The 23,259-nt window shown below is 50.6% G+C and carries 19 protein-coding genes; 8 read left to right on the top strand and 11 right to left on the bottom strand.

Annotated features, from left to right (window positions below; all coding sequences use genetic code 11):
* Window positions 1-41: 41 nt before the first annotated feature.
* Both FDW97_RS22555 and dcuC read right to left on the bottom strand, forming a co-directional pair.
* Window positions 42-1,736, bottom strand: coding sequence for an NAD-dependent malic enzyme (locus tag FDW97_RS22555; RefSeq protein WP_085048864.1), 1,695 nt, complete (start codon window positions 1,734-1,736; stop codon window positions 42-44).
* Window positions 1,737-1,787: 51 nt separating this feature from the next.
* The gene (gene dcuC / locus FDW97_RS22550; RefSeq protein ID WP_087856231.1) at window positions 1,788-3,155 is read right to left on the bottom strand and encodes a C4-dicarboxylate transporter DcuC; all 1,368 of its coding nucleotides are present in this window, start codon (window positions 3,153-3,155) and stop codon (window positions 1,788-1,790) included.
* A gap of 353 nt (window positions 3,156-3,508) precedes the next feature.
* Here dcuC and FDW97_RS22545 point away from each other — a divergent pair, with 353 nt between their 5' ends.
* Window positions 3,509-4,402 (top strand): MurR/RpiR family transcriptional regulator, encoded by an 894-nt coding sequence (locus tag FDW97_RS22545; protein WP_085048862.1) that lies wholly within the window; start codon window positions 3,509-3,511, stop codon window positions 4,400-4,402.
* Between the two features lie 39 nt (window positions 4,403-4,441).
* On the opposite strand, the gene FDW97_RS22540 is transcribed toward FDW97_RS22545, so the two are convergent.
* Entirely contained in the window at window positions 4,442-5,812 is a 1,371-nt protein-coding gene (locus FDW97_RS22540) for an adenylosuccinate lyase family protein (protein WP_085048861.1), read from the bottom strand.
* Between the two features lie 407 nt (window positions 5,813-6,219).
* Between FDW97_RS22540 and FDW97_RS22535 the strand changes: the two genes are divergently transcribed.
* The 7 genes from FDW97_RS22535 to FDW97_RS22505 all read left to right on the top strand — a co-directional run bounded on the left by FDW97_RS22535 (window position 6,220) and on the right by FDW97_RS22505 (window position 13,469).
* Window positions 6,220-7,260, top strand: coding sequence for a porin (locus FDW97_RS22535; protein ID WP_085048860.1), 1,041 nt, complete (start codon window positions 6,220-6,222; stop codon window positions 7,258-7,260).
* 10 nt (window positions 7,261-7,270) lie between these two features.
* On the top strand, window positions 7,271-8,044 hold the full coding sequence (locus FDW97_RS22530) for a DUF4886 domain-containing protein (RefSeq protein ID WP_085048859.1): 774 nt from the start codon (window positions 7,271-7,273) through the stop codon (window positions 8,042-8,044).
* A gap of 181 nt (window positions 8,045-8,225) precedes the next feature.
* A complete protein-coding gene (locus FDW97_RS22525) occupies window positions 8,226-9,143 on the top strand; it encodes a metal ABC transporter substrate-binding protein (RefSeq protein ID WP_137351651.1) in 918 nt (305 codons plus the stop codon).
* Window positions 9,140-9,955 (top strand): iron/manganese ABC transporter ATP-binding protein SitB, encoded by an 816-nt coding sequence (sitB, locus tag FDW97_RS22520; RefSeq protein ID WP_069324560.1) that lies wholly within the window; start codon window positions 9,140-9,142, stop codon window positions 9,953-9,955. Before FDW97_RS22525 ends, sitB begins: the two co-directional genes overlap by 4 nt.
* Window positions 9,956-9,957: 2 nt before the next feature.
* Entirely contained in the window at window positions 9,958-10,815 is an 858-nt protein-coding gene (sitC, locus tag FDW97_RS22515; RefSeq protein ID WP_085048857.1) for an iron/manganese ABC transporter permease subunit SitC, read from the top strand.
* Window positions 10,812-11,663, top strand: coding sequence for an iron/manganese ABC transporter permease subunit SitD (sitD, locus tag FDW97_RS22510; protein WP_137351650.1), 852 nt, complete (start codon window positions 10,812-10,814; stop codon window positions 11,661-11,663). The genes sitC and sitD overlap by 4 nt, the downstream gene beginning before the upstream one ends.
* Before the next feature lie 183 nt (window positions 11,664-11,846).
* Window positions 11,847-13,469 carry a serine hydrolase gene (locus FDW97_RS22505; RefSeq protein ID WP_137351649.1) on the top strand — a complete coding sequence of 541 codons (1,623 nt, stop codon included), beginning with the start codon at window positions 11,847-11,849 and terminating at the stop codon, window positions 13,467-13,469.
* A 73-nt stretch (window positions 13,470-13,542) separates the two neighbouring features.
* Here the strand turns inward: FDW97_RS22505 and FDW97_RS22500 are convergent, their stop codons facing one another.
* From FDW97_RS22500 to FDW97_RS22465, 8 genes are read right to left on the bottom strand one after another with little or no spacing between them, the layout of a single operon-like run.
* Window positions 13,543-13,902, bottom strand: a complete 360-nt coding sequence (locus tag FDW97_RS22500; RefSeq protein WP_087856238.1) for a hypothetical protein — start codon at window positions 13,900-13,902, stop codon at window positions 13,543-13,545.
* A complete protein-coding gene (locus FDW97_RS22495; protein WP_085048853.1) occupies window positions 13,886-14,410 on the bottom strand; it encodes a chemotaxis protein CheW in 525 nt (174 codons plus the stop codon). Before FDW97_RS22495 ends, FDW97_RS22500 begins: the two co-directional genes overlap by 17 nt.
* Before the next feature lie 11 nt (window positions 14,411-14,421).
* A complete protein-coding gene (locus FDW97_RS22490; RefSeq protein ID WP_085048932.1) occupies window positions 14,422-16,098 on the bottom strand; it encodes a diguanylate cyclase in 1,677 nt (558 codons plus the stop codon).
* 13 nt (window positions 16,099-16,111) lie between these two features.
* A complete protein-coding gene (locus FDW97_RS22485; protein ID WP_137347511.1) occupies window positions 16,112-16,474 on the bottom strand; it encodes a response regulator in 363 nt (120 codons plus the stop codon).
* 22 nt (window positions 16,475-16,496) lie between these two features.
* Complete coding sequence (locus tag FDW97_RS22480; RefSeq protein ID WP_137351648.1) at window positions 16,497-18,629, bottom strand: response regulator; 2,133 nt, start codon at window positions 18,627-18,629, stop codon at window positions 16,497-16,499.
* Window positions 18,630-18,637: 8 nt separating this feature from the next.
* Window positions 18,638-20,053, bottom strand: a complete 1,416-nt coding sequence (locus FDW97_RS22475) for a protein-glutamate O-methyltransferase CheR (protein ID WP_137351647.1) — start codon at window positions 20,051-20,053, stop codon at window positions 18,638-18,640.
* A complete protein-coding gene (locus FDW97_RS22470; protein WP_137347509.1) occupies window positions 20,050-21,117 on the bottom strand; it encodes a chemotaxis protein CheB in 1,068 nt (355 codons plus the stop codon). The genes FDW97_RS22475 and FDW97_RS22470 overlap by 4 nt, the downstream gene beginning before the upstream one ends.
* Entirely contained in the window at window positions 21,114-23,204 is a 2,091-nt protein-coding gene (locus FDW97_RS22465; RefSeq protein WP_137351646.1) for a Cache 3/Cache 2 fusion domain-containing protein, read from the bottom strand. Before FDW97_RS22465 ends, FDW97_RS22470 begins: the two co-directional genes overlap by 4 nt.
* Window positions 23,205-23,259: the final 55 nt, after the last annotated feature.

Genomic DNA, 23,259 nt, shown 5'->3' with positions numbered 1-23,259 from the left:
TGAAGGCAACCATCATATGAGTTCGCTTACCCGGAAAATGACTAAATTGCCCGTCGTTTATAAGGGCGGTAGTGCGGTAGCCAAAAGTTATCTTTAATGCTCCGCAACAAGGCATCGTCGCTCATTTTTTCCGCCACACCTGATTGCCACGCCGCCTTGCCGACCTCAAACGCAATGTTGCGAGTCACCTCGCATATTGTGCCAATCTCTGGTAACAGCGCGCCTTCACCGTCACGCACCAGCGGAGAAGCTTCCGCCAGCGCACGGCTTGCCGCCATCAACATTGCCTCTGTTATCCGCGTCGCGCCGCTGGCGATAGCCCCCAGACCGATCGCCGGGAAAACATACACGTTATTACACTGTGAAACAGGAATGACACGTCCATACATCTCTACCGGCTCGCATGGGCTACCGGTTGCGATAATGGCCTGTCCCTCGGTCCAGTGAAGAATATCTTCTGGCCGTGCTTCCATTTTCGAGGTGGGGTTCGACAACGGCATCACAACAGGACGATCGCAGTATTGGTACATCGTGCTAATCACTTCCTGCGAGAACAATCCTGCCTGGCCCGAAACGCCCAGCATTACCGCAGGTTTGGCATTGCGGATCACCTCCAGTAACGACGGAGTCTGCATCTCGTATTGCCAGCCAAATAACGCATCGGGCGACTGCGCCAGCGGTTGCTGGAAAACAGCTAATGCCTCATTGGTCGTCATCACCAGACCGTCGCGATCCACCATAAAAATGGTCCGTCGGGCTTCAGCCTGGCTCATTCCCTCAGACATACGACAAGCAATAATATGCCGGGCGATCCCACATCCCGCAGCCCCCGCCCCTACAATCACGATCGATTGCTGACGGAAGTCCCGGCCGCTGCCACGGCAGGCAGCGAGTATGGTGGCCAGAGCCACCGACGCCGTGCCCTGGATATCATCATTAAAGCAGCACAATTCATCGCGATAACGTTCCAGCAAAGGCACGGCTGTATGTTGGGCGAAATCTTCAAACTGCAGCAGTACGTTGGGCCAGCGCCGTTTTACGGCAGCAATAAACATTCCAATAAACGCGAAGTAATCTTCACCGGTTACGCGCGGATGACGCCAGCCGATATAGCGCGGATCGTCCAGTAGTCGCGTATTGTTCGTGCCGACATCCAGTAATATCGGCAGCGTATTCGCCGGATTAACTCCGCCGCAGACGGTATAGAGAGACAACTTCCCGATAGGAATGCCCATACCACCAACCCCCTGGTCGCCCAATCCCAGAATACGCTCGCCGTCGGTGACGACGATCACCTTGATATCGTGCCGTGGAATATCATGCAATATATCGTCAATACGTTCGCGATCGGGCCAGGAAATAAAGACGCCGCGCGCTCGTCGGTATATCCAGGAAAATTTTTCGCAGGCAGCACCTACCACCGGGGTATAAACGATTGGCAGCATCTCAGGCAGATATTTTTTCAGCAGGTAATAAAATAACGTTTCGTTGGTATCCTGAATATTTCTCAGATAAATATGTCGGGCATTATGTGATTCTGCTTCGAGGTACTGTTGATAAGCTCGCTCGGCTTGTTCATCAATATTCTCAATAGCGCATGGCAGTAATCCACCAAGGTTAAAGTCATGCCTTTCTTGCTGAGTGAAACTGCTTCCTTTGTTTAATAACGGAGACTCAAGCAGTAACTTTCCCGTAAACGGAACGTATAAAACATCGTTTGTCACGTTGACATCCATAAATTACAACCAGATAAAAAATAAGAGCCTGCATTAACAGGCTCCCGGGATTCAAATCAGGACATAGTTGGCAATCAGCATCGCCGCGATACCGGCCAGCGCGGGAAGCAGCGTTCTTCTAACGATCATAAACGGTGAACATTCCCCCGCTTTACTTACCGCAATAATGATGCCAGCCACTGGAGACATCGAGCGCCCCATACCCGCCATCAGCTGCATAGGGAGGATCATATTGACGGCGCTTTCACCAAATTTTGCCGCAATCGAGGGCGCCAGGCCGGAGAAGGAGAAAAAGGCCGCAACGCCAGAGCCTGTCAGCACAGCGGTTACGCCCACCAGCGCAGTCATCACCAGCGTCATGCTGGTAAAGCCCAGACCGGCGTTTTGTACGGACTGCAGTAAGTAATCCACCGCGCCAATTTTCTGCAGCCCCTGAGCATAGATGTCCGCACATACCAGTAAAGAAACGATGCTGGTAAACATGCTGCCCATCCCTTTGAAAAAGACCTGTATTCCTTTGCAGCAACTTTTAAAATCCCGCGTGGTCGCCAGTTCGAAGAAAAAAGCGACCACTGCGCCAAGAATCATCGCCGTGACCACGTCAATTTTGATGGATTTGATCACTAGCGGACTAAAGACCAGCACCAGTACCACGGGTAATACCGGCAACAACGCGTAAACAGCAGGGACTTTACGCCCCTCTTCTTCGGCCTCAACCACGCTTTGTGCGCCAGGTACGAAGCCATCTTTCTTGTCGAAATATTTTGCGGTGAAATAAATCACCACCGCCACAGCCAGCATGACTACCACAGCCACCGGCATCTGATAATGGGCAAAGTAGATAGCACTTTCCATACCGGCATGCTTCGCCGCCAGATTCGCCGTACCAACCGCAGGCCCTAAATCCATAAACGCGCACAGGCCAATCATCGCGGCCGCAGAAGCTTTACTGACACCCAGGCGAACCAGAACCGGGAAGAATGTCACCAGTAGCAACATCGCCAGACCCGCCGCACTTGAAATTGCCACATGCAGAAGCTGCGCACAGATATACCCTAACGCAAGGATTAAATAAGGCGCTTTAATCACCTGCAGCGGTCGAATGCACATATTAACCATCGCATTCGACGCTTTGATGTGATCCATATAGCTGGCGAATCCTCCCGCAGCCATAATGATAAGACCAATGCCCGCAATTTGTGTGGTAAGCGATTCTTTTGCAAAGCTAAAGATGTCCAGCCAAGTTGCCCCGGTGGATTTCGCTTTATCATAGAGAATGCTGTTTTCTGGATAAAACAGTACGGTAATGGTCAATAATGCCAGTCCAGCGAGTAATAAAACAGTTTGCGGCTGATAATTTTTCACAATTAACCATGCAGCAATAACTGTTATCACTATTGCTATAATAAACGCCGTCATAATAACAATTCCTATGCCATACAAATCGGGTAGGGTTACCTGTCATATCATCATAGCTTATGTAGGATAGTAAAAAATCACACCTATATATAAGCAGCTATAATATGTACGTTAATTTATCGTATTACATACTCAAATATTGAGCCTTAATTGTAATGGTTTGTGTGAGCGTAAAATACGGGAAAGGTGTTTTCCCACCCCTTTTTGTGAGTAAGATCGCAACTCATCTGAATGTGTCCGCGCTCTGCAGAAATAGATGGATACGGGTTTCCAACATATTCACTCTATGATTGACGTCGAAAGCGTATTACCCTATAACAACGTTGATATACAACAGCCATCGGGTATTATCCATGTACAAAAAAAACACATTAAGTCTGGATGAATATAATTCTCTTACTCTTAATATGGGTGATTTAACTGAATCTGAGTGCCGACTCAATGAGTACATAAATAAACACTTCAATGAACTCCCCTATCATGGCATTGTCGACCTCTCACAAAATGCGATGGTAAGCAAAGCGACCATTGGCCGATTTTTGAATAAAATAGGGTTTACGGGCTATGCTGCTTTCCGCAAAGCATTAGACATTACGCTGTCAAAAAATAAAATCTCTGCACCTTTTGAGAAAAACACCATACAGCGTAACAATCCTGACATTACCACTGAAAGTATCGTTACCGATTTCACCCACAAAGTAGCAGAATTATTTAATCAATTTAAGAATAATATCGATATTACAAGCCTGAATGCTTTTATCGATCTGGTACTGAACAATCAACGTCATATTTATGTTGTTGGTCCTTCGTCTTCTCATGCCATGGCGACACATTTTTGTACCTTGTTAAAGTACTTTCGCAGTGACATCACTCTGTTACCGACGGATATCAGCGAACTCCCTAAATGTCTCATCAATATTAAGGAGGACGACGTACTGATTGTGTTCTCCTACTATCGATTTAATCGGGTAGCCCTCAATATTGCAAAGTGGTTCAGAAAAAAGAATGCTGCCGTGGTGCTGGTGACCAACTCAGAGGCAAACCCATACGGTAAATTTTGCGATCTGCAGTTTGTTCTCCCCAGCGACGTACAATCCATTTTTCAAAGCCGTATTCTCGGCTTCTTCTTCATCGAACTGATTTTGCATCTGGCTTATGAGAAAGGAGATAACGAGGGGAATTTTGCCCAACTGGAAGAATTGTTCGTCTTCTTTGAAACATTTTCGGCCTCAGCACACAACACGTAATGCCGCCAGGAGGATTCTCTCTCCAGGCAGCATTACGATTCAGGCCATCTCTGTCGTTTTCACACGATCGAATTCAGCAACCGTTTCTGCAATTAGCGCATCGTTAGCCCCAATATATGACAGCGGTTCGCAGGCGGCGGCAATTTCCGCCACAGACAATGACGCGCGGATTACCGAACTGGACTGCACGATCTCCATGAAGCTTTGCTCGCCTGTTGCATGCTTCAGCAGGTTTTTCACTAAGTTATAGGCAGATTCCCTGCCAATTTTAGCGGCAAGCTTCATCGTCAGCGATTCCGACATAATAAAGTGCTTCGAGCAGTCAAAATTAGCGCGCATCTTCTCTTCATTAATAATGAGATGAGAAAGCAAATTTTTTGCACGTGTAAGACTGGTCGATAAGGCATTAGAGGCCTCCGGAAGGATCGTCCAGTTCAGGACCCTCATAGAGGCGGCTCGCACATCCTGTTGATCCAGCATGGACGGTGCGCCGGAAGCATACATCCAGCCCATTCTGGCCAGCGTTTGCATCATGTTACTGGCGCGCGGATTGACTTTGTGCGGCATCGTGCTGGATCCGCCGCCACCTTCGCCCTCAAACACTTCAGCAATCGGCGTGCGCCCCATGGTTTCGACATCGTTAGCCAGTCGACACAGCGTGCCGTGAACAAGCGCAAAAAACTGCACAACTTCAACGACCGCATCCTGACTGGCGTTATTAATACCACAGGGCACGTTCAGACCTAACGCCTGCATCAGTCGTTCACGCGTTTCCATTCCCTTCTCGCCCACGGAAGCCAGATTCCCCACCGCACCGCCAAAGAGTCCGGTCACCGCACGCGGATACAACTGCTGGAGTCTTGCCAGATGGCGGTTAACCTCTGCCAGATAACTGCAAACATGAAGCCCCCATGTTGTGGCGGAGGCATCCACCGAATTGGTGCGCGCAACCATAACCGTACGGGTGTGACGTATTGCCATCGCTTTCATCGCTTCACCCACATCACACAATTGCTCACGCAGCAACTGCAGCGTTTGCTGCAATCTCATCGCCATTCCTGAATCCAGTAGGTCCTGAGTGGTACATCCCCAGTGCAAAAACTGGCTTACCAAAGGTGTGCCAGAAGCAGAGATCTGATCAATTAGCGGTTTTATCGCCATCCCCACCGTTTGTGTATCCTTGGCCAGAGCAGGCCAGTCTATCTGTATTTCCTGGCAGGCTTGCGCAATTTCTGCTGCCGCCTGCTCAGGGATAATCCCTAACTCACTTTGAATGCGTGCGACAGTGGCCTCAAAACGCAGCCAGCAACGCATCAGATTGTCGTCAGACCATATTTCCCGCATCCGACCGTGGGTGAACAATGAAGAATAAAGATCAGAATCAAATACCGTTGTTTGCTTACCGAACATACAGCGCCTCTCCGGCCAATGAATGCGTCATAATCGAAAATGTGATTAATCAATTTTGCGGGATCTGTCCTGCAAATTACAGGGGAAAATAGTATTCCCACCCCAAAACCGACTATGAGAATGCACTATTCCCATTTTCAGTTTTTACATCCGTTAGAAATGGGATGCACTTCACAGTAATTTTCGCATTACATTTTAAACAGTCGTAATATTTCAATAAAATCGCTCATTAAATATAAGAACCATTAATACAATAGCGCAATCGGAGATATTTATGCGTGAATAATCACATTTCATTACGAGAAAAAATGTTTCCCATATCGCTGCCATTCCTTTTCCACAAACAATTATCCCGCTGTGAACTTTCTTTTTATGGTCAGGAAATTAATGCTGTTTTGAGGGATGACATGAAGCTAAAAAATTATTCACTAATATTACTAATGGGTATGAGTTCCTCGGCGTTCGCCTTAAACGTCTATAATAAGGATGGAAATACTCTGGATATCTATGGTCGCGTTGAGGGCAAAATTGCCAGTGGCCAGAATTCATTTGCCGGTAGTGAAAGCCGAAGCGATCTGGGTGGCCGTGTAGGTATTTATCTCACCCGAGATCTGGATCTTCTGCCAGATACCAAAATCGTGGGTCGCCTGGAATGGCAGGTGCGTACCGAAAAAAATGATAACAATACCGGTGAAAGCGATATGGAGGCCCGCTATTCCTATGTCGGCCTGTCGAATAAAACATGGGGTGAACTGATCACCGGGAGAACCAAAAACCCGCTGTATCAGGTAATGAAAATGACCGATAAGTACAAAAACTTTACCCCCAATATCTACAGCTATGGCATTACAACCATTGATGATTCGTACCAGTTCAACCGCCAGGACGGCACCGTACAGTGGAACGCCAAATTTGCGGGCAATGAGATTCAGTTGGCATGGGTCTCTGGTAATGGCAACAGCGATAACGAAGCCCTGGACTACGGCGCGATGGCCAGCTATCGCAAGTCTTTCAAATTTGGCGATTTTAGAATTACACCTGCGATTGCTGCCAGTCGTTATAAACGACAGGATGGGGTAGAGACTACCGATGGACGTAATCAAAACGATCAAATTATGGGAGGGTTACAACTCAACTATAAAGCCTATGAAGTCGCGGTAACCGCGTTACGGACTTCTATTTCCCGCGATAACAAAAGTGATAATAATTATAAAGGAATGGATTCACTTATTTCCTACAACTTTGGCACCGTCAAGGTTCTCACTGGATATAGTTTTTTAAATGAAGATGGTAAAGATATCGCTGAAAAAGAAGACTGGCGTGCTGAAGCGCAATTAACATTGGCTGAAGATACGTGGTTATCATTTACTTATGATAAAGAATTCGCCAGTAAGAACAAAAAAACCAATGATGATGCGCTCATCGTTGGACTCCGTTATGATTTCTAAGAGATAACCGATGAAAAAAATAACCTTGTTTACCGCTGCAATGACCCTTGCACTGAGCAGCATTTGCTCTCACGCGGATACATTATTAGCGCCTTCCGCCCATGCCAAAATGGATGGTGAGAATAAAATTGTCGCGCTTTATGGTAACTCGTTCACTTTCTATAACAATAATATCAATACCCGATTGCGGGATTTGACGCAGTCTTTACTGCCGGACCATGCCAAAGGCTATAAATATCGGGGGATCACGATTTCCAGCGGTCATTTAGGCTGGCAAATTGAGAATATGCGCTACCAGAACACGCTACAGAAATGGGATGTGGTGGTATTGCAGGGGAACTCCACAGAAACGATCTCAAAGAAAGAAAGCACCCGGCAAAACTTCGTTGACTCCGCAACCCAAATGGCCGAAATGGCGCATAAAGCAGGTGCAAAAGTCGTCTATTTCATGACCTGGGCGAAGAAAGCTCAACCCGAAGATAGCCAAAAACTGGCGGATGCTTATATCTCCATTGCGCAAAAAACGGGGGGATATGTCGCTCCGGTAGGTCTGGCTTTCGAGAAAGCGCGCAAAACCCATCCGGAAATAAACCTGTATTATCATGATGGCGTACACCCTTCGATTTCTGGAACGTATCTCGCAGCCTGCGTATTTTTCGCTACCCTGTATAACCAGTCTCCGGTCGGCGGCGCGCTTCCTGTTGATACGGATATGACCCCAGCTGCCGCCAAAGCGTTACAACAGGTAGCATGGGAAACCGTCACTGAGTTCCAGAAGTCATAATCATCAGGTTATTCATCCGTTGCGCGGCGACAATCGTGTCGGCGCGCAACGCGTTATCCCCGTCAATTCCTTAGCACCCTACGCAAATAAGAATTATTTTCATTTGTTTATACCTTGTGCTATATAACATAGCAAAGGCTATATTCGTTGATAAATTAACCACTTTGTTGTGAGGGATACTATGCCGCAGTTGCCCCATCTGAAGTCATTTCTCCTTGCTGGCGCGTTAACGGCGCTGACGTTGTCGCCTGCCTGGGCGCAAGAAAAGTTCAAAGTGATAACCACTTTTACGGTGATTGCGGATATGGCAAGTAACGTGGCAGGTGACGCCGCGGACGTCAGTTCCATCACCAAACCTGGGGCAGAAATTCATGAATATCAACCCACGCCGGGCGATATCAAGCGGGCGCAAGGCGCACAGCTTATCCTTTCGAACGGGCTCAACCTTGAGCTGTGGTTTGCCCGTTTCTACCAGCATTTATCCGGCGTGCCGGAGGTAATGGTATCCAACGGTGTGCAGCCAATGGGTATCAGCGAAGGGCCGTACAACGGCAAACCGAATCCGCACGCCTGGATGTCGGCAGAGAACGCGCTTATCTACGTGGATAATATTCGCGACGCGCTGATGAAATACGATCCGCAGAATGCCGCAACCTACCAGAAAAATGCGCAGAGCTATAAAGCCAAAATCCAGCAAACCCTGGCGCCACTACATGCAGAACTGGCGAAGCTCCCTGCCGATAAACGCTGGCTGGTCACCAGTGAAGGCGCGTTTTCTTATCTGGCACGCGATAACGGCCTGAAAGAGTTGTATCTGTGGCCGATCAACGCCGATCAGCAGGGCACCCCCAAACAGGTACGCAAAGTGATCGATGCGATCAGAGCGCATCATATCCCAACGGTATTTAGCGAAAGCACTGTCTCCGACAAGCCTGCGCGTCAGGTCGCCCGTGAATCCGGTGCGCATTACGGCGGCGTGCTGTATGTCGATTCGCTCAGCGCTGCTGATGGCCCGGTACCGACCTATCTGGATTTACTGCGCGTCACAACACAAACCATTGTTAACGGCATCAACGAAGGTCTGGAGAGCCAACCATGAGTCACTCTGCGATTACCGTAAATCAGGTTACGGTGACGTATCGCAACGGTCACACCGCATTGCGGGACGCCACTTTTCAGGTTCCGGGCGGTTCGATTGCCGCCCTGGTCGGCGTAAACGGTTCGGGAAAATCAACGCTTTTTAAAGCGCTGATGGGTTTTGTTCGCCTGGCGCAGGGGGAAATATCTATTCTGCAACAGCCGGTTAATCAGGCGCTGAAACAGAATCTGATTGCCTATGTTCCTCAGTCGGAAGAGGTGGACTGGTCGTTTCCGGTACTGGTGGAAGATGTGGTAATGATGGGTCGCTTTGGCCACATGGGCTGGCTGCGTCGGCCAAAACAGATCGACCGCGCCTGTGTTGATGCGGCGCTGGCACGGGTCGATATGCTGGACTATCGCCATCGCCAGATAGGTGAACTGTCCGGCGGGCAGAAAAAACGCGTTTTTCTGGCGAGGGCTATTGCCCAGGATGGACAGGTGATTTTGCTGGATGAACCCTTCACCGGCGTGGATGTGAAAACCGAGGCGCGCATCATCGACCTGCTACGCGAACTGCGCGATGAGGGGCGGACCATGCTGGTCTCAACCCATAATCTGGGGTCCGTTACCGAGTTTTGTGATTACACGGTAATGATTAAAGGTACGGTGCTGGCAAGTGGCCCGACCGAAACCACCTTTACGACTGAGAATCTCGAGCAGGCATTCAGCGGCGTTCTGCGCCATGTGGCGCTGAGCGGCGGTGAGCAACATGTGATTACCGATGATGAACGCCCGTTTATTTCGCGACGCGCGGCCAACGAGGGGGAATAATCATGAACTGGCTGACAGAACCGTTTGGTTACCAGTACATGCTCAACGCGATGTGGGTCTCGGCGATGGTCGGCGGCCTGTGTGCGTTTCTCTCCTGCTATCTGATGCTCAAAGGCTGGTCGCTGATTGGCGACGCGCTGTCGCACTCTATCGTTCCGGGCGTTGCTGGCGCTTATATGTTAGGGCTTCCCTTCGCGCTTGGCGCTTTTCTTTCCGGTGGACTGGCAGCGGGCAGCATGCTGTTTCTCAATCAGCGCTCGCGCCTGAAGGAAGATGCGATTATCGGACTGATTTTTTCCTCTTTTTTCGGTATCGGGCTGTTTATGGTGTCGCTCAATCCGATGTCGGTCAACATCCAGACCATTATTCTGGGAAACGTGCTGGCGATTGCACCGGAAGATATTGTGCAACTGGCCATCATCGGCGTCATCTCGCTGACTATTCTGTTGTTGAAGTGGAAAGATCTGATGGTGGTTTTTTTTGATGAAAACCACGCGCGCTCCATCGGTCTGAATCCTGGCTGGCTAAAGCTGTTATTTTTTACGCTGCTCTCCGTTTCCACGGTTGCCGCTCTGCAAACCGTCGGCGCATTTCTGGTGATTTGTCTGGTGGTCACACCCGGCGCCACCGCCTGGCTGCTGACGGATCGTTTTCCACGTCTACTCACTATCGCCGTAGCTATCGGCAGCCTGACCAGCTTTTTTGGCGCCTGGCTGAGCTACTGGCTGGACGGCGCAACCGGCGGAATTATTGTGGTTCTACAAACGCTGCTGTTCCTGCTGGCGTTTGTCTTTGCGCCAAAACACGGTCTGCTGGCGAATCGCCGTCGTGCCCGTCAGGTAAACAAGGAGTCCGTATGAGCTTAACGACGCTGCTGGAACCCTTTCAGTTTAGCTTTATGGTCAATGCGCTGGTCATCTCCACCATTGTCGCCATCCCCTGTGCGCTGTTGTCGGTGTTTTTGGTGCTTAAAGGCTGGGCGCTGATGGGCGATGCCATGAGCCACGCGGTTTTCCCCGGCATTGTGCTGGCGTGGATTGCAGGTATTCCACTGGCGATTGGCGCGTTTATCGCCGGACTGTTTTGCGCGGTGGCGACGGGCTATCTCGACGACAATAGCCGAATTAAGCGTGACACCCTGATGGGGATCGTCTTTTCCGGTATGTTTGGCGCGGGCCTGGTGCTGTACGTTTCGATCCAGTCGGAGGTCCATCTCGATCATATTCTGTTTGGCGATATGCTGGGCGTATCGTTTAGCGATATTGTGCAAACCTCCGTTATCACGCTGGGGATTGCGCTTATCATCGGGCTAAAGTGGAAAGATCTGCTACTGTACGCATTCGATCCGCATCAGGCAAAGGCCAGCGGTCTTAACACGACGCTGCTGCATTATGGTCTGTTGTGTATGATTGCCCTGACGATCGTCGCCACGCTGAAATCGGTAGGCATTATTTTGTCGATTTCCTTACTAATTGCCCCGGGCGCCATCGCGATATTAATGACACGGAAATTTTTCCATGCCTTGTGGCTGGCAGTGGTTATCTCAGTCGTTACCTCGTTTATGGGCGTGTATCTGTCATTTTTCATCGACAGCGCACCGGCCCCCACCATCGTCGTACTATTTTCTCTGCTGTTTGTGATTACTTTTATTTATTCCGGCCTGCGCGATCGCCGTTTCGAACGGCGACGCCAACAATACGACCGCTAACGGCGTGGGCAGTGATATGTCCACTATCGTTATTAGAATACGTAATGACAATATTCCCAGCGCCCTGAACAAATGTCCCGCTCTGAAAGCATGCCATATTGAATAACGCTATTTATTAATCAAATAGCCGCAATCGCATTAGATAAAAATACAGCTAAATTTCAGCCAGCGGGGAGCTTTGCTATGAATGTTAAGTTAAAGGTTATTTCGGCATGTGTGTTACTTTCCATGTCAGTCTCAGCCACCCAGGCGCTAGCCGCATCTGATACCAACGGGACAACTTACTTAGTTAATCGTGGTAACCCACAGTTAAAAGCCAACGGCAAATATATCGACCAAATGATTGCCGAGGTAATGGCAAAAAATAATCTGCCGGGTTTATCCATGGCTATCGTTCAGGCCCCCTATATTCCGCGTTCTGCAGGATACGGCCTGGCTACGGCAACCAATGATGAACTCGCGTCCACCAAGACTATGTGGGGGATTGGGCCAATCACTCAGGCTTTTACCGCCGTTGCGGTGATGCAACTGGTAGAACAAGGTAAATTAAGCCTTAATACCCCGGTGAGCAATTATTTACCGGACCTGCCGCAAAGCTGGCATGACATTACGATTCTGGAGTTAATGCAACATTCATCTGGGATCCCGGACTTCAGATTATTCGGCTATAAGCAGACGCAAAAATATACGCCTGCGCAGCTGGTTGATCTCGTCAAAAATAAACCGCTCGAATTTAAAAGCGGTACGGATATCAACTCCAGCGCGACCGATTTTATTCTGTTAGGGATGGTTATTGAGAAGGTCAGTGGAATGAGTTACGCAGACTTTATCGACAAATACCAAATCGAGCCGTTAGGCCTGCAAAGCACCATGTTTGCGAAAGACATGCCAACGAAAGTGTTTCTCGATCGCCCCACGCCTGATAAGCAACACAATCAGCACGCAAAATTTAAATCTGAAATCCCCTGGATAAACCCCGTTGAGCCCGCGACAGGTTATGTCTCATCGGGTGACAAACTGGAGCCGGTAAGCGCAACCGCCACTGATAACCTGTACGCCTACGGCGGCCTGTGGTCATCTGCAGAAGATATCAGTAAGTGGGATATCGGTCTGGCAGGCAGTACGCTGGTTAAAGACAAAACGCTGCGTGACATCATCTATAGCCCGGCAAAACTGAAAAACGGTAAAGTTGTGCCTGCCATGGCTGGCTGGGAATTTACCCATCATCCTGGTTTCCTTGAAATTAAAGGCACCACGGGCGGATTTAGCGCCTATCTGAGCCGCTTTACCGCCGGTGATGAGCTGGTTTGCGTGACCCTATTGACCAACAAAGAAGGTGTGGACCTGACTCAGGTGGCGCGTGATATCGCTGAGGCCTATAAAACCGGTCTGGGCTCTGGATTAAATTCAGAGAAGATCAAAAATCAGGAGAGTAAATTTTCTGTCGATGAGACGATCTTCCGTCTAAAAGCCCTTCTGAAGAGTGAAGGAGTTCCGGTCTTCACTGAAATTGATCATGAGAAAAATGCTAAGGATGTAGGCATGAACCTCAGGCCCACCAAAGTCCTGGTATTTGGTAATCCGAAAGTCGGCACAAAACTCATGCAAGATAAACAGGGGATCGCGCTGGCTCTGCCACTACGAGTTTCGGTATGGCAGGATAAGATTGGACGGGTTTGGGTGGGCTATGAAAATCTGGATGATGTGGCAAAAACCTACGATCTTCATGATCAGCAGACCGTTGATAAAATTGACAACTTTATGACTACACTGGTCAGCCGGGCTGTAGATGTTTATACCCAGTAACCGGAGAAGACTTCTCGGTCATCACCTGTAGCGGGAGCGTGACGGCTCCCGCAACGCATGGGCGTTCACTATTTCAGCGCCAGCTTAACAACGGACTGAACGCTTCGCTGCCCACCAGCGCACGCAGCGCTGGTAGATGGCAATTACGCGCCAGAAGCGGCGGTACGGCAAAAATCGTATCGCCAGGTAAGATGACATTCTCCAGTTGCCCCCACAGGTACCAGCCGGTCTCAACCCCGCTATCCGGGACAAACAAATGCAAATGCCTGCCCTGTTGCGGCTCATCGGCAATGCCCAGCCACTGGCTAAAACGCGGGATATCCGGTGCCCCCCCTGTCACCAGCGAACAGCGCCCAACCTGGTTTGCCGGAATATAAAAATTGAGCGTCCCGAGGGTAATACGCACCGCAGCCAGATTAATGAGAGTCGGCATAACCACTGGTCTCCTGATAACGCGCAAAAACCAGATTCAGATCGAGCAGCGTGAACCAGGTTTCCGCCACGTTAACCACACCCACGGCGATAGTCTGCAGCGCCGGAGGCAGCGAGTCTCCCGGCAAGTGGATCTGGCTTTCGGCGACTTCCAGCACATCAATCAGCTTATCTATCAGGATCCCGCTTTGCATTTTTTCGGCGCAACCAATCAGGATGGTACGTTTACCTGCCGGGTTAACGTCAGGTTTGTCGATCAGGCTGTCCAGCCTCATCACCGACTCCACGCGACCACGGTAGTTGATGACGCCTTCCAGCATCGGCGCACAGCAGGGAACCCAGGATATAGGACGCTCCGCGAGGATCTCTTTTATCTGCGCCCCATAGAACGCAAAATTCTTACCCGCCAGCTGAAATAGCACCAGCGTGCGCTGCGGTTCATCTACGTTTTCACACTCCGGCTTTTCACCGTGATTTAGGGCGAGAATTTGCTCCAGCTGTTGGCTCATGTTTTATCCTTTTACTCAGCAATGCAGAAGGTGTTACGGCCATTTTGCTTCGCGGCATACAGCGCCTGATCGGCGCGTTCGCGCAGCGTTTCAACACGATCGCCAAACTGCCACTGCGCAATACCCGCGCTGAAGGTACTGTGAAAACTGGCGTCATTGACGGCGAAGGTGACCTGTTCATAGTCCCTGCGCAATCGTTCGACCACCCGAGCCGCCTTTTCGCTACTGGTATTGGGCATAATGATGACAAACTCTTCGCCCCCGTAACGCCCAACAATATCGGTGCTGCGTAAGCGATGGGAAAACAGCTGCGAAATCCCAACAATCACCTGGTCGCCAACCGCATGGCCGTAGGTGTCGTTAATGCTTTTGAAATGATCCAGATCCACCATCACCATGCAGAACGGATTACTACTGTAATTCGACTCGGCAATCGCGCTTTTCAGAAAATGGGTCGTCGTCGAGTGGTTATATAACCCACTCAGACTGTCCTGCGACATACGCGCGCGCAGAGCGCGCATTCTTTCGGCACGGATAGACACGGCACGGATGAGCTCCTCAGGATCGGCTTGTTTGAGAATAAAATCCTCCGCGCCGATGCTCATTGCCCCAAGCTGCGCATGCTTGTTGGTCTCGCTGGAGAGATAGGCGATCGGCAGACCAATATGCTGTGGTATTTGACGAATAAGTTTCGTTAACTCCTCACCGCTAAATTCCGGCATATGGTAGTCCATCAGTACCAGATCAATCGGTTGCGCGTTCAGCACATGCAGTAAATAGTGAGGTTTCTCCAGCACATGTACCTCCATGCCCGCCATGCGCAGCCTTTCAGCGTTGTATTCTGCCACCGCGGGCTCGTCATCGATCAACAGCACCTGATACGGTTTTTTCAGCGAAGGCTGCGTCAGGCGGTGTAGTTCCTGTACCAAATCAGTGATAGAAGCCGGTTTCACGTAGTAGCCATCACAGCCGGATTTAATGGCGTTGATGCGGGCGTTAAAATCGCTGTGGCAGGAGAGAAATAGTACCGGGAAAGGTTTGCCCACTTTCTGCTTCAGATCCGCCATCGCCAACGGTCCACCGTAGGCGTTGTCCGGAAAGCTGACATCCATAATCACCACGGCTGGCGGTTGTGCCAGTACGGCTTGCGTAAAATCCTCAGTATTGGCAAATACATGACAGGTAAAGCCGAAACAGCGCAACTGGGTAGCGAGCAACTCAACCTGGTCGACGTCATCATCACACAGATAGATAGGCTTACTGGCCCGCCGGACATATCCCTCTTCCGGACGCTGCGAGGAGACAGGAAAGGTGAACTCCGTGTCGCTAATACGATGCTCAAGATTGAGCTGCTCCTGGGTGAGGGTATACAGCCAGCGAATAATTCTCCGCAGCTCATCATAATGAAGTATGCTTTGCTCTGTTTCCGGTTCTGTTAGTAAACGCTCACCTTCTGCTGAGGCATTCGCCAGCGGGCTAAAACCAAAAGACCCCGCTGAACCGTGAATACTGTGCAGCAGAATGTGCAGTTGTTTACGACAGGTTTCGCTGGGTTCAGCGACTAATTGAACGAGCAGCCTTTCTGCCTGTGCCAGCATATCGGGGATGCGACGTAAAAATCCCTGACGCAGACGCGCTATTTTTTCCTGCGCTGCCGCCATCGCTATGTGCTTATTTTCTGGTTTCATCAAACGCCCAGGCTTATTCAGTAACGGCGGACGGTAGCAGGAGCGCATTTACTGCCGCCCCCAGATTTTCCGCCAGGTTTTCATCTTTTTTTACCCACCGGTCGTACCGGAGATCGCTGGCCGTCACTTCGTTTGCACTGAGTAATATAAAGGGCTTAGACCAGGCCTGAGCGCGTAACAGCGCCAACAAATCCAGACCACTGATCTCAGGCATATGCAGATCGCTAATCACCAGGTCGATGTTTTTATCCGAGTCCAGGCACGCCAGGGCAGAAATAGCGCTTTCCACAATCACCACGTCGTAGCCATCCATCTGCAAAAAAATAGAGGCCAGTTCAGCCGCAAAAAGATCATCATCAACTAATAAAATTCGCATCTTCTCTCTCGATTTTGCGCCATCAGCACAAAAGCATTTTTAATGTTTTTATTAAACTGTCCTGCTCGAAATCACCTTTAGCGATGTAGGCGTCCGCCCCTACCTGAATGCCCCGTCGTCGGTCTTCTTCCTTCGCGCGGGACGTCACGATGATGATTGGCGTGTGCTGGTAATTTTTCTCTGCGCGCAACGATTTGGTGAAGGTAAAACCATCCATAAACGGCATTTCGACATCCGTCAGTACGGCATCGAATTGGGTCAGTTTCGCTTTTTGCAGCCCTGACAACCCATCTTCAGCCAACGTGACCTGATAGCCATGCGCCTCCAGCACATTTTTTTCTATCTCGCGGGTATTGAGGGAATCATCAACCACCAGCACGTGCCAGGCATCTTGCGCCACGCTCGTCGCGGGCGCCGGGGCGCTGGTTTGCCGTGACTGTTGCGCCATCGCCATCAGCGCAGGCACTTGCAGGATGCTGACCAGTTGGTTATCCGGCGTCTGTACCATCCCGGAGACCAGCGACTGCTGCTGCATATGCTTTGGTAAGGGTTTGATCATCATCTTGCGTTCATCGAGCAGCTTATCTACCCGCAGCGCCATTTTGCTGTACTGGTTCTGCACGACGATTAAACGTTGTCCCGCCGATGAGAGATTGCCCTGGCGATCGTGAATGCCCAGCAGAGCGCCTGCGCATACCACGGGAATAAACTCGTTATGCAAAATAATGGCTGGTCGCCCGGCGATATCACTAATCCCCTCCGGGGTACATTCCACCACCTCGACCACATACTGTGCCGCCAGTCCGAACAGGTGTCCCTGCTCCTCAAATTGCATAATTCGCATCATCGTGAGCGAGACAGGCAGGCGCAGGCTAAAGCTGGTTCCGACGCCCGGGCGACTGTATACCTGCAAATCACCTTGCAGGTCGGTCACCACCGTTTTGCGCACCACATCGAGACCCACACCGCGCCCTGAAAGCTCAGAGACTATCTTGCTGGTGGAAAAGCCGGGATGAAAAATCAGCTCATTACACTCCTGCTCGGAGAGTTGTCCGGCCATTGATGCGGGAACCAGGCCTTTACTGACCGCCTTCGCGCTGATGGCCTCATAATTCAGACCGCGACCGTCATCTTCGATGCGCAGTAATATTCCGCTGCCGTCCTGCTGAGTGGTGATGGTAATGGTGCCGCGGGTCGATTTACCCAGCGCCAGGCGTTCGTCGATCTCGCCAATACCGTGATCGACCGCATTACGCAGCAAATGCGTCAGGGATTCCGATAGCCGGTCAATGAGCTGGCGGTCAATTTCCACTTCACCGCCGACGAAGCGGCACACCACCTGTTTGTTCAGCGTGGACGCCAGTTCACTGACCTGGAGTGAGATCGGCTCAAACAGCGTCGATAGCGGAAGCATGCGGATCCGCGCCGCCACATCGTACAGTTCAAACATCTGCAAATGCTGGATCTGAACGCTTTCTTTTAGTTGAGCGCTAAAATCATGGATCTGCTGGCGAAGCTGCTCGGCGCTCAGGCCCGGCAATCGGGGGACCAACTGACTCAGGTTTTGGATCTGCTGTTCAAGGCGATCATGTCCGGCGAGCACTTCCCCGAGGATGTCGATCAGGCCATCCAGCTTGTTCAGCTTTACTCGTACGAAATCGGCCTGCTTGATACCGGAGTCCAGGGAGGGGGCTGCGGCAGAAGCCGAAACACCAGGTTTGTCCGTAGCCGCTGGCGACTCCAGCGCCACAGTAACGGTTTCTCCCCGGCTGGCGGAGGCCAGGCGTTCGCACAGCCCGGCATCCGCCGGTGGCAACTGATTATCGCCCTCGCTGACAAAAAGCTGGGTCAACTGGCCCGAAAGATACTCCACGGACTCATGAATCAGATTACCCAGCGCTCTGTCCGGCGTCAGTTTGTTATCACGCAGCTCACTTAATACATCTTCAAGATGATGAGTGACATCAGCGATACTTTGCAATTTCAGCATCCGCGCGCCCCCTTTCAGGGTATGCGCGGCGCGAAACATCTCACCTATCCAGGCTTCAGTATGTTCATCAGCGGAAAGGAGGAACGCCCCTTCGCTGATCGTCTGCAAATGACCTCTCCCTTCATCAATAAAGCGCAGAACGAATTTTTTCAGATCGATAGCCATAATCGCTCTTATTTGCCACTTCGGTGGGCAAATTGCGCCAGTTGATGCTCACAAAGAAAACGAAACGTATTGCCAGGAAACACCATCGGCAAACGCAGACGACAAACCGCAGAAGGGTTGTTCATTTCGTCGTTTAGTAATTGCATCACCACGCGATACGTACGCTGCGCAGGCTGGCGTAACTCGCTTTGACGGTACATTTCGGCCAGATAATAGTGCGCCGGCCAGTAACCCGGCTCCTGATAAACCACCTGTTTAAACCAGGCGATAGCCTGCTGCGTCTGGTGCTGCCACATCATCGCCAGGCCGAGCAGCATTTTGGCCTCTGCCGACCACTCATCCTGGGCGAGGATCTTCTGCGCGTTTCCGGCAGTCTGAGAAAACTGACGCTGTTCGAGGGCAATGACGCCCTGAATCAGCAGCGCATCCGGATTACGGGGATCGTCGCGCAATACGCAGGCGATACACTTTTCGGCCTCAGAAAAACATTTATCATCGAGACAGGCACGCGCCTTTTTTAGCCAGTCATCATTTTTCTGAACCATGGGCATGGAAGATTCATCCTCCACTACCGTTCTCGGCCGTGGAGCGCGTACCGCTACCCTGGGTACTGGTGCGATTGTTGGCGTTTCACGATGATGGCAAAAATAAAAAATGCCCTGTTCCTGCTCCAGCTTCAGAATGTCGAAATTGTTGGCTAACGTTTCCGCGTTGCCAAAAAATAAGGCCCCCTGAGGCTGGAGCATTTTCGACAAATTACCGTGCAGTTCACGGCGCGTTGGCGTGTCGAAATAGATAGAGACGTTGCGCAGCAAAATGATGTCCACTTCCGGCAACAGCTGCTCTTTTATAATGTTGGTGCGGTGAAACGAGACTTTCTCGCGGATCGCATCATGCAGTCGGTAGAGATTTCCTGAGCGGGTAAAGTAGCGCTGCTGAATGTCTGGGTCGACGCCGCGAAACGAGTAGCTTGAATAGCTGGCGTTTCTGGCTTTTGCCAGGATTACCGGGTCAATATCACAACCGTAAATTTCAATCCGCTGGGCCATTTCGCCCTGGTATTTCTCATGCAGTTTAATCGCCAGCGAGTAGGCTTCTTCTCCGGAAGAACATCCGGCGCTGAGAATACGTACCGGGCCGCTGCGCTGTTGCAGCAGACGCGGGACCCACTTATCGCAGATCAGATCCAGCGTCTCGTTTTCGCGGAAAAAATAGGTTTCGTTAATGGTTATCAGCGTAATGAAGCGATCAAACTCGTCCTGCGAAATACGCAGTTGTTCATAATATTCATAGTAATTACTGATGTTTCGTTCGCTCATACGCCGTTTCAGCGCCGATTTCAGCAACGCTTCCATTGCGTTATCAAAGTGCAAACCCACCCGGTCTTTGATCAGGCGGGCGTAATCAGGAAGATTGGGGATCATGGCAATTTACTCTCAAAATGCCCGTGAAAGGCCATCGATAGCAGTACCTTCGCGAGACCGTCCAGCGGGATCGTGCGGTGTATCAGTTGCCTGTCGATCGCGTTCTTATTCATACCGAACACCACCGAGCTCTCTTCATCCTGCGCCAACGTTCGCCCTCCCCGGCGGAAAATAAGCTCAATGCCGCGACAGCCATCGCTACCCATACCCGTCATAATCAGCCCGACGGCCTTTTCGCGAAATACCTCAGCCACCGACTCCAGCAACAGATTGCAACTGGGATGATAGACATCGCTTTCCTGTCTGGGGATTGCCGCCAGGCGTTGATTGCTCTTGACGATCAGATGCTGCTCCGGCGGTAAAATATAGACGTATCCCGCTTCAACCCGATCGTCTTCCTGCGCCAGGCGCACCTTCAGTTCGGTCACGCTGTCCAACCAGTGCACCATATTTTTTGCGAAGCCATCGGCAATATGTTGGGCAATGAGCACCGGGCATGGAAACGTACCGGGGAGATCCTGTAATAGCTTGCTCAGTGCCTGCGGCCCCCCCGTCGAACAGGCAATCGCCAGCACAAAAGGCCAGTCCTGCGGTGTCTTTACTGTGTCCGTCGTCGGGCGCGCGGCGGGCATTACTGGTTCGGTTGGATGGCGTAATCCCTTGATATGACGGATCACTTTCACACCGACTAACAATTCAACTTTGCGATGCAGCGCATCGGTCGAGAGCGGGAAATCGCTGCTATGGTGCAGCACCGCCAGAGCACCACGAGAAATATAATCATCATCCCATTGTTTTTCTGGGCAAAACCGCATCACAAGGATGGGAATAGCGCTGGTCGCCATGATCGTTTCCACAACCTCAACGTTATCGGGGCTTGAGGTATCCAGCGTCAGAATCAGCAGATCGGGCATCAGTTGTTGTAATAATCTCATCGCTTGTCTGCGATGGGCGGCTTGCCCCACCACTTTAATGTGCGGATGATCTTCCAGTTGCCTGACCAGTTCATTACGCGATGCGCTGTCCAGGTCAAGGATCAGCACCCGTATATTGCCGCTGTTCATACATCCGTTTCCGTCAAGGTGAATGACGTCGACGCCTCTTTCAGCGCTTTCGACAGTTGCGTCATATCCTGACTGACAACCAAAATGTCTTTGATCGATTGCGAGGTATAGTTACTGGCCACGACGATCTCACGCAGCGCCATGACCACCTGATTGCTCGCCGTTTTCTGCTGCTGGGTCGATAGTGAAATTTGTAGCGCCGCCGTAGAGGTTTGCTCGGCGGTAACGACGATGTCGTTCAGATGTTCAGCACTGACTTTACAGGCCCTGGCTCCCGCTTTAATGCTCTCGCCGCCTTTCTCCGCGTTCAGCACCAGACGATTGATCGCGTTTTGGATCTCGCTGATCTTATTCTCGATCTCAACCGTCGATTCCGTTACTGAATCGGCCAGACGACGAATTTCAGCCGCCACCACCGAGAAACGCTTACCGGCTTCTCCAGCGCTGGCAGCCTCCAGCGCGGCGTTAAAGGCGATAAGTTTCGTTTGATCGGCAACGCTATTGATGATCACCATCACCCGACTGATTTCCGTCGACTTATTGCCGAGCATCATAATTTCACGCATGTTTTGCTGATTATCGGTATCAATATCCGTCATCCGCATCAGCAATTGTGACATCGACTCTGAACCTTTATTGCAATCCTCAAGCGTCTGGTTGGCAATATCCACCACCGCCCGCGAGTGCTCAGCAATTTGCGTAGAAGAGGCCGACAGCTCTTCCATCGTGGAAGTAATTTCGGCCACCGAAGATGACGTTTCCACGCTGGTTGACGCCTGACCATCTACCGCCTCGGTGATATGCAGTGACGCCTGATGTACCGAATCCGCGTGAGAAACCATATCGCCGACCAGCGAGTGCAGACGCTGACGCATCATCTCTACCGCACTCAGCAGTTCGCCAATTTCATCGTGATGATCGATCTCCACGTCAACCGTTAAATCTCCTTTTGCGATGGTCTGCGCAATCCCGAGTACGCGGTTTAAACGGCGTGAAATCAGAAAACGACTGGCAACGGCAATCAGCAGTAAAATGACCGGTAACAGGAAAGCCGTGAACAACAACAGGCCATTGCGTACCAGGTTACTGCTTCTGGATACATCATCAACGTAGCTGGTGGTGGCAATGATCCAGTCGATCCCTTCGATATATTCATAGACGGCAACCTTGGTCCTCGGTGGCGTACCGTAGCGACTTACCCAGTTGTAGTAAGTGATGCCATTTTTATGTTCGAGGATATCGGCAAACAGCTTATAGCCATTGGCATCGGTGATATTAATCGCCTGTTGATTGCTCAACGATGGATGGACCAACATACGACCCGGTTCGAATCCGGCATCCAGCACGTAGGCGTAACCCTCTTTACCAATATGCACATTCAACAAACGCTGAATAATCGGTTGCAGACTTTGTTTAACATCGAATCCCACCGCAACCGCGCCAACGACCTGACCATATTTATCGGCTATCGGCTCATAGTGGCTAATAAACTGCTTTCCGAACAGCGTGACCACACCCGAAAATGGTTTGTTTTTCAGCAGTAGCGGCAATGCCGGGTTATCGTGCCCCAATGCCGTTGCGGTGGCCGTATTGCCAGAGCTTGCCAATAACGTGCTGCTAACACGCACAAACTGCTCGCCTTGCAAAATAAATGTGCTGGCAAATACGCTGGTTAATTCGGTGAAATGCGCGTTAGTATTGGGATTGCTCAGTATCGCTTTTAACTCAGTTGCATCCATATAACGCAGCGGTTTATCGGCAACGTTTTGGTAATTATTAATATAAACATTACTGTAATGCTCTGCATCGCGGGTGACACGCTGGAATTCATTAGAAATACTATTGTGGAAAATACGCGTGTTGGTTTTAATCATCTCCAGGGCATTAGCCTGCAATTCACGGGAAAGGTAAGAAGATAATATAAAAGAGGCACCGATCAGCAGCGTTGCAATACAAAAAACCAGAATCATACCGAGCTTCATCGCCACACCGGGATGGATATTGTGTAGCCATGAGAGCAACCGGGCGCGCAGTCCCATACCGGCAGCGCCCGCCGTTCGATTCTTCACTTTACTAATGTCACTCATGATTTTTATTCTCTACCTGAGAAGAAGTTACTTTTTTGGCCATCAGGCGTTAGCG

It is taken from the genome of Citrobacter sp. wls708 (assembly GCF_005281255.1).
Taxonomy (GTDB): Bacteria; Pseudomonadota; Gammaproteobacteria; order Enterobacterales; family Enterobacteriaceae; genus Citrobacter; species Citrobacter werkmanii.
The sequence above is the reverse complement of the archived record's forward strand: the minus strand, read 5'-3'. Positions and strand labels throughout refer to the sequence as shown.